General features: G+C 39.8%; 10 protein-coding genes. 7 read left to right on the forward strand and 3 right to left on the reverse strand.

What is annotated here, in order from left to right:
* Window positions 1–14: 14 nt before the first annotated feature.
* Entirely contained in the window at window positions 15–812 is a 798-nt protein-coding gene (locus ACFOUV_RS06585) for a TerC family protein (RefSeq protein WP_379495995.1), read from the forward strand.
* 632 nt (window positions 813–1,444) lie between these two features.
* Here ACFOUV_RS06585 and ACFOUV_RS06590 read toward each other — a convergent pair.
* On the reverse strand, window positions 1,445–2,422 hold the full coding sequence (locus ACFOUV_RS06590) for a DUF4003 family protein (protein WP_379495996.1): 978 nt from the start codon (window positions 2,420–2,422) through the stop codon (window positions 1,445–1,447).
* A 143-nt stretch (window positions 2,423–2,565) separates the two neighbouring features.
* On the opposite strand from ACFOUV_RS06590, the gene chrA reads away from it, so the two are divergent.
* Together chrA and ACFOUV_RS06600 are read left to right on the forward strand one after the other, a co-directional pair.
* The gene (gene chrA, locus ACFOUV_RS06595) at window positions 2,566–3,747 is read left to right on the forward strand and encodes a chromate efflux transporter (RefSeq protein ID WP_379495997.1); all 1,182 of its coding nucleotides are present in this window, start codon (window positions 2,566–2,568) and stop codon (window positions 3,745–3,747) included.
* A 39-nt stretch (window positions 3,748–3,786) separates the two neighbouring features.
* The gene (locus ACFOUV_RS06600; protein WP_379495998.1) at window positions 3,787–4,227 is read left to right on the forward strand and encodes an OsmC family protein; all 441 of its coding nucleotides are present in this window, start codon (window positions 3,787–3,789) and stop codon (window positions 4,225–4,227) included.
* Between the two features lie 230 nt (window positions 4,228–4,457).
* On the opposite strand, the gene ACFOUV_RS06605 is transcribed toward ACFOUV_RS06600, so the two are convergent.
* On the reverse strand, window positions 4,458–6,251 hold the full coding sequence (locus ACFOUV_RS06605; RefSeq protein WP_379496008.1) for a DNA ligase D: 1,794 nt from the start codon (window positions 6,249–6,251) through the stop codon (window positions 4,458–4,460).
* Window positions 6,252–6,363: 112 nt separating this feature from the next.
* On the opposite strand from ACFOUV_RS06605, the gene ku reads away from it, so the two are divergent.
* Together ku and ACFOUV_RS06615 are read left to right on the forward strand one after the other, a co-directional pair.
* Entirely contained in the window at window positions 6,364–7,218 is an 855-nt protein-coding gene (gene ku / locus ACFOUV_RS06610; protein WP_379495999.1) for a non-homologous end joining protein Ku, read from the forward strand.
* A gap of 639 nt (window positions 7,219–7,857) precedes the next feature.
* On the forward strand, window positions 7,858–8,865 hold the full coding sequence (locus tag ACFOUV_RS06615; protein ID WP_379496000.1) for an acyltransferase family protein: 1,008 nt from the start codon (window positions 7,858–7,860) through the stop codon (window positions 8,863–8,865).
* A 135-nt stretch (window positions 8,866–9,000) separates the two neighbouring features.
* On the opposite strand, the gene ACFOUV_RS06620 is transcribed toward ACFOUV_RS06615, so the two are convergent.
* Window positions 9,001–10,344, reverse strand: coding sequence for a YjiH family protein (locus tag ACFOUV_RS06620; RefSeq protein ID WP_379496001.1), 1,344 nt, complete (start codon window positions 10,342–10,344; stop codon window positions 9,001–9,003).
* 226 nt (window positions 10,345–10,570) lie between these two features.
* On the opposite strand from ACFOUV_RS06620, the gene ACFOUV_RS06625 reads away from it, so the two are divergent.
* Both ACFOUV_RS06625 and ACFOUV_RS06630 read left to right on the forward strand, forming a co-directional pair.
* Window positions 10,571–12,217, forward strand: coding sequence for an ABC1 kinase family protein (locus ACFOUV_RS06625; protein WP_379496002.1), 1,647 nt, complete (start codon window positions 10,571–10,573; stop codon window positions 12,215–12,217).
* A 13-nt stretch (window positions 12,218–12,230) separates the two neighbouring features.
* A complete protein-coding gene (locus ACFOUV_RS06630) occupies window positions 12,231–12,545 on the forward strand; it encodes a phasin family protein (protein WP_379496003.1) in 315 nt (104 codons plus the stop codon).
* Window positions 12,546–13,048 lie beyond the last annotated feature (503 nt).

Here is a 13,048-nt window from a genome sequence, read left to right on the forward strand (position 1 = left end):
TAAGGAGAGTATACATGGGAACAGAATTAATATTGGAATATTTATGGGTCTTAGTTGTTTTAATCGGACTAGAAGGGCTTCTCGCAGCAGATAATGCGCTTGTATTAGCAATTATGGTACGTCATCTTCCTGAAAAACAACGGAAAAAGGCTTTATTTTATGGGTTGGCAGGGGCATTTGTTCTGCGTTTCGGTTCATTATTCATTATTTCATTCCTTGTCGATGTATGGCAGGTTCAGGCACTTGGTGCGGCGTATTTATTGTTCATATCGATTAATAACTTATACAGAAAGTTTAAACCCAAAGTTAAGGATGACATAGAGAAACTCGAGGAGCCGATTAGAAATGGCCAAGAACCAGAGGCTTCTAAAAAGGAATTTTGGCTTACGGTAGTTAAAGTTGAATTTGCTGACTTGGCGTTTGCAGTGGATTCTATCTTGGCTGCTGTTGCGTTAGCAGTAGCACTGCCCGCAACAGGATTGGGTACAGTCGGAAGTTTGGATGCAGGTCAATTCGCGGTAATTTTTGCAGGTGGTATGATTGGTCTAATTATCATGCGCTTTGCTGCCAATATATTTGTTGGATTGCTTCATGATCGGCCAGGTTTGGAAATAGCAGCATTCCTGATTGTTGGTTGGGTTGGTGTGAAACTAGCAGTTATCGTAATGGCACATCCGGATATTGCGTGGATCGCTCATGAATTCCCGCACTCCACAGTATGGAAATCGATTTTCTATGTTGTATTAGTGCTAATTGCTGTAATTGGCTGGTTTGCTTCCGGTTCAAAAGGGAAAAAAGAACAAACAGCGTAACAAATAAAAAGCAATCCGTTCCTTATTGTAAAGGAGCAGATTGCTTTTTATAATGGGTTCGTTTGATTCCTCAACTTTATGCTTTTATCTAAAAATTTAACACTTTAAGACATATAATATATAAACTCCGAGTAAATGCTGGTTGGTTTCTATAAGTATGTGCTTTTCCCGCGTCCGGGATCGCTGCGGGCGGATGCTTTCCGCGGGCACGGCCTCAGCCTCCTCGAGAAGACCACTCTGCGGGGTCTTCGGACACGTGCTGGGACTGCGATATTACTCGCCCCACCGAAAACATTTGTTCCCGCAGGAGTCACCGCCCTCCGCTCACCCGGACTGGGAAGGCTGTATGATGCTATATTAGCTACCCACAAATGTAGTAATTGTTACCAACCTTCTAACTAGCTCTGGGAAATATACGAAGACTCCAGCGGGAGGAAAGGCATAGGTGAGACACTGAAATGCGTCAGCATGAAGGGGCTCACCAGCCGCCCGCGGAAAGCGAAGTATATTTCCCAGAGCGGTCGCCGAAGTTACTTATCCTAGTTCGCATTTTATCTCAACAGCGAATCAAAAGAAACAAAACTTAGTAACTTAACTTTATAATAGAAATCAACTTCCATTATGGTTTCAGCTTAGTTGCTGCCATTATTTGAATTGTTAGCAGCTGTAGTAGATGCTAGGGTGGCGACCATTACAGCCTGCTGTGCCTGTAGGATCGTTTCGAGAGTTGTGTGGATGCTGGCTTGGGCAACACTGTTATTATCAAGTTTCCCACTAACATACAAGGCAATGGCCATAATGAGATTCATGTCTTTTTGCCATTTGAAACCTTTCTTTTTATTAAGTGAATCATACATCTTTGTAATCTCTGTCATATCAAATTCATCTTGAGGAAGCAAAGCAAGCATGCCGATGACAGGGTAGTACATCTGCTTCGTTCGGATTCCGGCTTTTTTTAAGGTATCCATCACGGAAACGGAGCGATTAATTAAATCTCCATCACTCGATTCCGAATCGAGTGTAAGAATATGACTTAGAAATTGTAAATCATTTCCTTTCCAAAAACCATTTTTATTTAATTCATGATAAAAATTTTCCATCCGTTGAATAATATCCGACTGCTGTTCGTAGGCGAGCAAAACGGCAAGGGGATAATCGCTGGCACCTGTCAGGAAGAGATGTTCTTTCTTCATTCCATCATAAATTTCTTTTGTTCGATCGATTATATCCTCTTGTTTCAAATTATTATTGGGATTTGTCAGAGCAATCGTTGCGGCGAGATACGTGTAAACGCCACTTTTAAACTTCGCCTCTTTGAACCCGTCATACAAATGAAAGAGTGCGTCAATTTGGCTTTCGGGATCTTCAAACTTCACATCAAGAGAAGCCGCAGTTGTAAATCTGGAGTAAGATTTCAAAGCAGAGAAAAAACCTGCCTGCTCTTTAATACAATCAGCGATCTGAAGAAATTTTTCTATATTCAATGTTTTATGATTCATAGCATACATAGAGGCAATTGTCATAAGTATTTTTTTGTCAGAAACCTTCCATTTTATCGCATCATTTAATTGATAATAGTAATTTGTATAAGCATTCATCTTGTCGTACATAAATGGTTCCCGCCTTTCCGATCTGATACTTCGTATTACGTTTTAAGCCTTAAAAAGGTTTCATTGTTAAATTCTTGTAAATGCTACTGCAAAATAGGTAAAAGTATGGTAATTTATGAATTGAATCTTAGTGGGAGGTACTTATGGGGAAAAATAAATCGTTGCTTGAAATTTTGATAACTTCGTTTAAACTCGGTCTCACGTCTTTTGGAGGGCCTGTAGCTCATTTAGGTTATTTTAAGGATGAATATGTAGATAAAAAGAAATGGCTCGATGATAAAATGTACGCAGATATTATCGCACTTTGCCAATTTCTGCCTGGACCCGCAAGCAGCCAGGTAGGCATTGCAATAGGAATGCTTCGTGGTGGATTAATGGGCGGAATTGTTTCCTGGTTCGGGTTTACCATTCCTTCTATTATTGTTCTCATCGTATTTGCACTGCTGTATCAGTCCTTTTCATTAGGAGACGCAACATGGATTTCAAGCCTTAAGATTGTTGCGGTAGCTGTTGTTGCGCATGCACTAATCGGAATGGGTAAAAATCTCACTCCTGATCGGCCAAGGATAGCAATGGCACTGGCGGCCGCCCTAGTAATGCTATTGTTTCCATCAGCATTTATTCAAATTCTAATTATTATAGCCGCTGCACTCTTCGGTTACTTTATGTTTTCCAAACAGGTACAGCCAAAGGTCAATCCGTTTCAAGTAACTGTCACGAAAACCCAAGGTGTGATATCGCTAGCAATTCTCGCGGTATTGTTAATAGGTCTGCCGATTGTATCGCAGGTGGTGACAAATCATTACATTACCATCTTTGATATCTTCTTTCGGGTTGGTTCCATTGTTTTTGGTGGTGGCCATGTAGTGTTGCCGCTCCTTGAACAGGAAGTGGTTCCAAATGGACTTGTAACCAGCGGGGAATTTCTCGCTGGATATGGGATGGCACAGGCTGTTCCAGGCCCATTATTTACATTCGCCAGTTATTTAGGCACGATGATGAGTGGGGTTGCCGGAGGAATTGTTGCGACGGTTGCAATGTTCCTACCTTCCTTCCTATTGGTTATTGGAGCATTGCCTTTCTTAAATGAATTAAGGAATCGTTCCAGCTTTCAAGGAATCCTGACAGGTGTCAATGCAGCCGTTGTCGGGATATTATTGGCGGCCCTTTATGATCCTGTCTTTACAAGCTCTGTTGTAAGTGGTGCAGACTTCGCGATGGCAGCGATTCTGTTTGCGTTACTGTATTTCTGGAAAAAGCCGGCATGGATGATTGTAATCATCGGTGTCCTGATGGGGGAGCTAATTGCTTTTATTTTCGTTTAGGAGCGAGCTGCGATAAGATGGAAATAAGAGGTGATTGAAATGGCAGAACACCATTTTCATTTAAAAGCAGACTGGCCAGGCGGAAGAAATAGTGAAGGCTATATCGAAGCAGGCAATTTAAAAACAAAAATTTCCATACCACCTGAAATGGATGGCCCTGGAATCGGTACTAATCCAGATGAGATGTTATTAGGTGCAGCCGCAACCTGCTACATCATTACATTGGCAGCTTTGATTGAACGAGCAGAACTGCCACTGTATGAAATGTCGCTGGAATCAGAGGGGATTGTTGAGGTAAGACGAGGTATTTTTAAATACAAAAAGATTATTCACCGTCCAACCGTTTCTCTAAAAGAAACGGCAACAGATGAACAGCGGGAAAAATTAGCGAAACTTGTCGTAAAGGCAGAGAAAAGCTGTATGATTTCACGGGCAATTCAGGGAAATGTAGAACTTGAATTGCAAGCCAATCTTAAATAATGAAAAGGTCGCTTCAGATGGAGTGGCCTTTTAATATGGATGGATAAGCAACACTGCGTGATAAAACCGCAAAGTTGTGCAACAGCCCCCAGAAGTTGCGCGATAAAACCGCAAAGTTGTGCAACAGTCCCACAAGTCGTGCAATAACACCATAAAGTTGAGCGACAGCCCCCAGAAGTTGCGCGATACTACCGCAAAGTCGAGCAACAACCCCAACCCCCAACCAACGTTTACCCTCTCACTAACCGCAACACCTTATCCATCTTCTGAACCTCAGCTGTCTTAAAATAAGCAGCGAAAGGACATCCCAATTCCTGAACACGCTTCCCTACATTAGCTATCGTAAACTGTGTCGGATGTAATCCTTCTTTCACCTCATCCCAAAATAAAGGAGTAGCAACCGTACCTTCCTTTGTCATACGTGTTGAATAAGGAGCGATCAATGTTTTATCTTTTCCGTGTTGAACATAATCGATATACAATCTTCCGTTTCTGTTTTTCTTCATTCGTTCCGTCGTAAATAAATCGGGAGACGTGTTTTCAATTGTCCAGGCGATCGCTTGCGTAAATATTGCTGTCTCTTCATAAGTCATACTCCCTTCCCGAATCGGAATATGAATCTGCAGTCCCTTATTACCGGAAGTTTTAATAAAGGATTGAAGTTCAAGATCAATTAGCACCGTCTTAATCAGAGTGGCTGCTTGTATGGCTAGGGGGAAATGCTCCCTGTCCGGTGGATCGAGATCGAATACAATTTCTGTCGGAACCGTACTGTGCACCTTTTGAAATGGAATATGGTATTCAACAGAACCATGATTGGCAAACCATACAAGAGATTCCAGGTTGTTACATACAATCAATTTGTCATGCCCGGAAGGCACACCAGTAATAAAATCAGGAGCGTAATCCGGCAGATGCTTTTGAAAAAAATGCTCCTTGTCAATTCCGTCCGGACACCTAATAACGGTCAATGCTCTATGGTGAAGGAATGGGAGCATGTACGGAGATATTTCACGGATAAAGGTGAGGAGATTGCCTTTGGTGTAGGATGCATCTGGCCATAATAATTTTTCTGTATTTGTCAAATTAATATTCTTCGGCAGCATCGCCATGTCCAATTGTAATTGATTCCATGTACATTCTTCTGGTTTATGATTTGGCAAAAGACTTGAAAACTCGGGCTCACGCAATTCACCTTGATATAAATCAAGTGTATGGATCGCCGCGCAGATTGCAGGCGGAAGTGTATAGACCTGGCCATATTTTTCCCCATTCGACAAAAAGAGCTGCTTTAATGTCTGGAAAGATTCAGAATCCAATCCGTGCTTGCATTTACCTACTGTCATTATTTCTCCATCCTTAAAAACAGCCACTTCAAAGTAACTGTTTTCCAGATCGTATTTTGTCAGAAATACTTGGATCTTACGCCAGTTTATTATTTTGAACCAATCGCGATGGCTTTTTCCAGATATGTAGTTACTCGTCTTGCGTTTAGCGACGATGCCTTCAGCCTTCGATTCAAACACTGCGCTATTGATTTCAGATAAAGTTGGAAAACTTTTTACCAACTTCATGCGATCTCCTACTTCTAATTTTGCAAATAAGCTCTCCAAACTTTTCTTTCTCATTGAGAAATTTTGTGCGCTCGTCGGATTCCCTTTTATTTCCAGTAAATCAAAGACCATCAGTACTGCTGGTCTCATACGGGCTGCCTGTTGGATTGACTCTCTATTTTTCAATCTCCCCCTTTTTTGAACACTAGAGAAGCTGGATTGATACGTATGATTTAAAATAACAAGTTCCCCGTCGAGTGTTAAGGGCAGAAATGGATTAATCGATGCAAAGTTGTCCTTACAAAAATCAATAATTTCCGGGAAGTTTTCAGTAAGGCTTTTATTATTTTTACTCGTTAATTGAATATTGCCGTCTATATCCCACGACAATATACAACGAAAACCATCATATTTCACCTCATAGATCCATGCATCCTCATTTGGAATTTCTGAGCTTGCAACTGGCTTCATTATTTCCAATGAAAACACCTCCTTTTATTAAAATGGCTCTTTTCAGAGATAATAACCGGAATGGAATAAAAAGTTACTATTACAGCAAACTAACGAAAAAGGGGGTTACGCTATGCATACGATGTGGAAAGGAACGATTAGCTTTGGTTTAGTTAATATTCCTGTGAAAATGCATGCTGCAACCGAAAACAAGGATGTAAAACTCAGACAGCTTCATAAAGAATGCAAGTCACCTGTTAAATATGAAAAGGTATGCCCAGTTTGCGAAAAGGAAGTTAAAAATGAAGATATTGTAAAAGCGTACGAATATGCTAAAAATAAATTTGTTGTTTTGGACGATGAAGATATTGAAGCATTAAAGAAAGAGCAGGAAGATAAAGCCGTGGAAATTGTAGACTTTGTCAAACTGGAAGATATTGATCCAATCTATTTTGAAAAAAGTTATTACCTTTCCCCAAATGAAGGAGGCAGCAAAGCATACAGTTTGCTGCGCAGTGCATTGAATGATACTGGAAAGATTGGCATTGCAAAAATGATAATTCGTTCCAAAGAACAACTGGCAGTCATTCGGGTATATGAAAATTCACTCGTTGTCGAAACAATCCATTATCCAGATGAAGTACGTAGCGTGCAGGATGTACCGAATATCCCAGAAGAGGTAAAAATAGAAGCTAAAGAATTGGATACAGCAAAAATGCTGATTGAACAGTTAACAACCGAATTTGAACCGGAAAAGTATAATGATGATTACCGAACTGCTTTACTTGACTTAATTGAGGAAAAGAAAAATAAGGAACAAACAGAAACTGCAACAGACAAACCGGTTCCAGACAATGTCACCAATCTAATGGATGCACTGCAAGCATCCTTGGAAAGAGCCAAATCAGAAAAGCCGAAGCCAAAACAACCAAAACAGCCCAAACGCAAAGCAAAAACAACAGCACCAAAGAAAAAGGCCGCAACGTAAAAGTCTCCAATCAAGGAGGCTTTTTTCGTAATGTTTGTTACTCTATAAACCTCACAGTTGAGATAGAATGCGAACTAACTACTAGCTGATATCCAAATTCGTGTGCTTCTATCTCCGTCCGGCATCGCTGTGGGCGGATGCTTTCCGCGGGCACGGCCTCAGCCTCCTCGAGAAGACCACTCTGCGGGGTCTTCGGACACGTGCTTTTCCCGCAGGAGTCACCGCCCACAGCGATGCCGGACTGGTGAGGCTGTAGGATGTTATTTTATCTATTAGCAAGTGAAGTCATTGTCAGCAACCTTCCAGCTATGGGAAATACACGTAGACTTCTGCGGGAGGAAAGGCATAGGTGAGACTCTGAAATGCGTCAGCATGAAGAGGCTCACCAGCCGCCCGCGAAAAGCGAAGTGTATTTCCCATAGCGGTCGCCGAAGCTTCTACATCAACCAGCAGTTACTTCGGAGTTTATACACAATGTTGAGCTATTCTTCAGCAGATTACAAACCTGCTTCATTTTTTCAACCCGCTAACAAAGTAATGACAAAACGATGAAATTGCTTCAACTTGTATGTTTTTTACATAAAATTAGGGTAAAGTGTTTACTACATGTAAACAGACAATATTAGAGGATGAGTACGTATGAAAAGAAATCCATTTTTTGATAATGCAAAAGTTTTACTGATTTTTCTAGTCGTTTTTGGCCATATTATTCAGCCGTTTGTAGATGGTTCCAAGGAGATGAATACATTATACACATGGATTTACACCTTTCACATGCCAGCTTTTATTCTACTTGCAGGATTCTTCGCGAAAGGCTCAGGAAATAAAGATTACATGTTGAATTTAGCTAAAAAGCTATTGATCCCATATCTTATTTTCCAAGTCCTATATACAATCTATTACTTTTTTATTGGAAAGGCTGGCTGGCAAGCAGATATATTTTATCCACACTGGTCATTATGGTTCTTGCTCAGTCTATTCAGCTGGCATATTCTATTATATTGGTTTAAAAAAATACCAGCTGCAATGAGTATTTCGATAGCAGTGATGATTGGATTGATTGTAGGTTATTTCGGTGAGATTGGTCACACATTTAGCCTGTCACGTACATTTGTGTTTTTCCCGTTTTTCTTAATCGGTTTTTGGTTAACAGAAAAACAAGTCATGTGGGTAAAACACAGAGCTGTAAAAATCACTTCTGTTATTGTGATGGCAGGATTGGCATTCGCTATTTATTACTTGCCAAAAATTAATTCAGGATGGTTACTTGCTTCAAAGTCCTATAGTGATTTAGGTATGGAAAGTTATGGGGGAATTGCTAGACTACTAGTTTATATGACAGCAGCGATTATGGTCGTGGGTATTCTTTCGTGGGTTCCGAAAAAGAATCTAGGATGGATTACCAAGCTCGGTACACGAACTTTGTATGTCTATTTACTACACGGGTTTTTTGTTCAGTATATTCGTCAACATAATCTATTTGAGGTCAATCATGTGTTCGATATTCTAGGACTCGCAGCAATTTCAGCATTAATCGTAATGATCCTCTCCAGTAAGCCGGTCCTTGGTCTGTGGCAGCCATTTATTGAGGGTAAAGCTTCGATGATAAAAAAGGTAATGAAGAAAAGGAAATCCGTACAGACTTAAATTTAAATTTATAGTATAAAACATGAAACATTATGGCAGTTAAAACGTATAATCAGTTACCCCCCTTTTTTAAATATATATAAAGCAGGCGATCCTCAAGTTAGGATCGCCTGCTTTTTTTGTTACTTACTTATCCTAAAATATAAGGTGCGCAATCAACGTAATGATTGGTAATGTGATGATTGTACGCAGGAGGAAGATAATGAGTAGGTCTTTAAACGATACGGGTACCTTGGAACCCAATAGTAATCCTCCAACTTCGGACATATAGATTAATTGTGTTACAGAGAGTGCAGCAATGATAAACCGGGTAATCTCTGCTTCAATGGTTGAACCGATGATTGCAGGTAAGAACATATCTGCAAAGCCAATTAAAATGGTTTCGGATGCTTCAGCAGCGAATGGAACTTGCATAAGTTCGAGTAATGGGATGAAAGGCGCTCCCAGCCATTGAAATACAGGAGTATATTCAGCGATAATGAGCGCAACTAGTCCGAACGCCATTACGACAGGTGCAACCCCCATCCACATGTCGAGAATGTTCTGTGCTCCTTCTTTGAAGAACTGATATACACTTGTTTCCTTTTTGGCACGATTCAATGCTTTTTTATAACCAAACGTAAAAACATTATCGTCAGCAGGTATTGTTTCATCTATGCCTGTAGAAGAGTCAGTAACATACGTGTCAGTCTTTCTGGATAACGGTGGAATACGCGGCATAATTAATGCTGCGATAAATCCTGCGAATGCTACCGTCAAATAAAATGGAACAAACATATGTTCAAGTCCCACCTCTGTCAGGACAACGAGAGAGAATGTAATGGATACGACGGAAAAAGTAGTACCAATTACGGCTGCTTCGCGTTTGGTGTAATATCCTTCTTCATACTGTTTGCTTGTAAGCAGTACTCCTATCGTACCATCACCAACCCAGGAAGCCAGAGCATCTACCGAAGATCTCCCTGGCAGGCGGAATAAAGGACGCATGATTTTCGTCATCAAGGTTCCAAACAGTTCCAATAACCCAAAGTTCATGAGCAATGGTAAAAATAAACCAGCAAACAGGAAAACGGCAAACAGCACATGAAGTAAACTGTCCAATAACATGCCACCTGTATTTTCACCGTAAACCGCTTCAGGACCAAGCTGGAAGTAAACCATTACTGCAAAAATAGCAGCAACGACTCTTGTTATCGTCCAAAAATTACTCGTATAAAATAATGTTTGGAAAAATGGTGTTCTGGCCAAAGCCTTCTTCCCAGCAATTTTTGCAAACAACGTCATAATTGCTGTAATAACGATAATTACCATCATAATCGCAGATAATTGGTCTGCAAGCAATTCCTGAATCCAATTTGCCAAAATGGCTATCGGTATTGTGACGCCTTCCGCTGTATTAATGGGTACCATAAATACAAAGATACCCATCAGCGAAGGGATAATAAATTTCAAATGATCTATCCTATTATAATTTTTCATAATAACCTCCAACATGCTAATACCCAAAATAATCATGGATAAATCCAACTGTATGATTATACAACTCGCTGTAAATATATTCAAGCGAATATCCGCTTGAAATTTTACCCATTAGTTGATATCCAATTTCACATCTATTTCGTTCTGTACAAACCTATTACTATCAGATATCGTTAAATGTATTAGAAGATGGCTATTTGGGGTAAACAATGATGAGGTGTTGTAAGTGGGGAAGCTATTCAAATATAATATTATTTATCGCAGTACCATAATCGTATGGATGGCTATTAAATTCATTGTAAAAATCTATTACTTTCATTTTAAGAACAAGTTCTGGGATAAGAAGACGGTCCATAGATGGAACGATATGCTATACCGCATGGCAGTTGAATATCGGGAAAAAGCGGAGAAACTTGGTGGCATCCTCATCAAGCTCGGTCAGTTTTTAAGTACACGGACTGATTTTATGCCGGATGTATTTATTAAAGAGCTGAGTGAATTAGTCGACCATGTTCCACCAATGCCATACGAAACGGCGCTTTCTTCGATAAAGCAAGAATGGGGTACAGATATTTTTGACGACCACCTTTCTGAATTAGAGAATCAGGCGATCGCTTCTGCCTCAATTGGAGACGTATATAGAGGAGCTCTTACAGATGGTACCGAAGTTGCAATAAAGGTTCGTCGTCACCGAATTGAAGAAGTTTTTCATAAAGACTTTATTGCATTAAGAATTGTATTCTGGATTCTAAGAGTCTTCACTTCCTTTGGCAAGAAGGCGGATTTAAATTCCCTTTATAAAGAGCTCGTCATGGTAATGAACCGTGAGCTGGATTATGAACAGGAGTTGGAGTTCGGAGAATATTTCAGAGAACGATATAAAGACCAACCGGATATCTACATTCCCCACTATTTTAAAGCTTTATGTACGGAAAAGGTTCTTGTGATGGAATGGGTGAATGGAGCAAAAATAACAGATACATTCTTTATGCAACAGCAGAATATAGATATAGAGAAAACAACAAAAATTTTGTTTGATCATTATATTGATCAGTTCCTCCATCCAGGTAAATTTCATGCAGATCCACATGCAGGGAACATCATTGTGCGAAGAGACGGAACAATTGCAATCATTGACTTTGGAATGATTGGAGAAATTAAAAAAGAGGATACCGAGCAATTCAAATTACTTGTGCAGGGCTTTATTATCGACAATTATGATATTGTGCTTTCTGCCCTTGATAAGATGAACTTTATTCTTCCAAATGCCGATAAGAAGAAATTAAAAAAAGTAATTAAAGAAACGGTTGATATGTACTCGGATGGATCACTTAAAAATATTGATTCAAAGGTAATGAATCAATTAAGTGAAGATATCAGTTTGATCGTCAAAGACCAGCCGATACAATTGCCCGCCGATTATGCCTATTTGTTAAGGGCAGTTTCGATTGTTATAGGGATATTATTTTCCATTTATCCTGAAATGGATTTGAAGAAATGGGCGATTCCGAAAATCAAAAATTGGTTTGGTAGAAAAAGTATTGTAGAATCGGTAACCAAGCAATATGCCAAAAATCTAACCGAACCAGTAAGATCCTATCCAAAGGCATTGTTAAATTTCCTCGAAAGTGGGGAAAAGGATAGAGAGTGGGATAAAGAAAAGCATCATGTTCAAATGAAACATCAATTTTATTTACTAATTGAGGTACTTTCCTTTATGATGGTAGTAACAGGAGTTGCCATTGCGATATGGGGATTCAGTATCCAACTGAATCGTATGGCCACCATTGGACTTGTGCTTGCTGGGATATCTTTATTTTTACTGAACTTGATTTTCGTAAATCATTACAGGATGATTCGATCCAGAAAATAAGGGAGTGTTGAAAATGAGTGATTATTTAAAAAAAGGATTTTTACTTGGTCTTGGTGCTGCAGTAAGCGGCAAAGAGAAATTAAGTCTGAAACTAAAAGAACTCGTCGACAAAAATGAACTAACCCAAGAGCAGGCTAAAACAGTAATGCAGAATTTTGTTGATAAAGGCGCCATGAAAAAGGATGAATGGAATTCCAAAAATTACGAACAAATGAGCAAAATGGCGAAAGATAACGGAATTGCTACGAAAGAGGATATAAATGAACTAAGAGCTCGTCTCACGGAGCTGGAAGAAAAATTGGATGAAAAATTAAATCAGCCAAATTAATAGAAGGTGAACCTCCATTTTACGGGGTTCACCTTTTGTTTATTAAACAACTCAACTTCGCACCAATAAAATAGGTTCAAATAGATAACTTGGTAACTTTGAATTTCTCTACTAAACTCCTTACTAAATCTGGTAAAAATAAGGGTATTCTCGTAAATGTTTACTGCTTTTTTATCATCGCAGAGTTGAGTTAAACTACGAACTAGGGTATGTCTTTCCAGCGGCCGCTCTGGAAAATATACTTCGCTTTCCGCGGGCGGCTGGTGAGCCCCTTCATGCTGACGCATTTCAGTGTCTCACCTATGCCTATCCTCCCGCTAGAGTCTTCATATATTTCCCTGAGCTGGGTTAGATGGTTGCTGCAATTACTACACTTGCAGGTAGCTAAAATAACATCATACAGTTTCACCAGTTCGGGTGAGCGGCGGGATAGCAGTTACTTCGTAGCATTCCTGTAGAACGCTAAATTTAAGGTTTGAAAAAAATAGAGCCCCTCGGTAAGA

The organism is Oceanobacillus longus (assembly GCF_042650085.1).
Lineage (GTDB): Bacteria > Bacillota > Bacilli > Bacillales > Amphibacillaceae > Oceanobacillus > Oceanobacillus longus.

What these genes read in the sequence shown, in the direction of transcription:
- ACFOUV_RS06585 (WP_379495995.1), top strand. Translation starts at nt 15, where the DNA reads ATGGGAACAGAATTAATATTGGAATATTTATGGGTCTTAGTTGTTTTA.
- ACFOUV_RS06590 (WP_379495996.1), bottom strand. Translation starts at nt 2,422, where the DNA reads ATGTACGACAAGATGAATGCTTATACAAATTACTATTATCAATTAAAT.
- chrA (WP_379495997.1), top strand. Translation starts at nt 2,566, where the DNA reads ATGGGGAAAAATAAATCGTTGCTTGAAATTTTGATAACTTCGTTTAAA.
- ACFOUV_RS06600 (WP_379495998.1), top strand. Translation starts at nt 3,787, where the DNA reads ATGGCAGAACACCATTTTCATTTAAAAGCAGACTGGCCAGGCGGAAGA.
- ACFOUV_RS06605 (WP_379496008.1), bottom strand. Translation starts at nt 6,251, where the DNA reads ATGAAGCCAGTTGCAAGCTCAGAAATTCCAAATGAGGATGCATGGATC.
- ku (WP_379495999.1), top strand. Translation starts at nt 6,364, where the DNA reads ATGCATACGATGTGGAAAGGAACGATTAGCTTTGGTTTAGTTAATATT.
- ACFOUV_RS06615 (WP_379496000.1), top strand. Translation starts at nt 7,858, where the DNA reads ATGAAAAGAAATCCATTTTTTGATAATGCAAAAGTTTTACTGATTTTT.
- ACFOUV_RS06620 (WP_379496001.1), bottom strand. Translation starts at nt 10,344, where the DNA reads ATGAAAAATTATAATAGGATAGATCATTTGAAATTTATTATCCCTTCG.
- ACFOUV_RS06630 (WP_379496003.1), top strand. Translation starts at nt 12,231, where the DNA reads ATGAGTGATTATTTAAAAAAAGGATTTTTACTTGGTCTTGGTGCTGCA.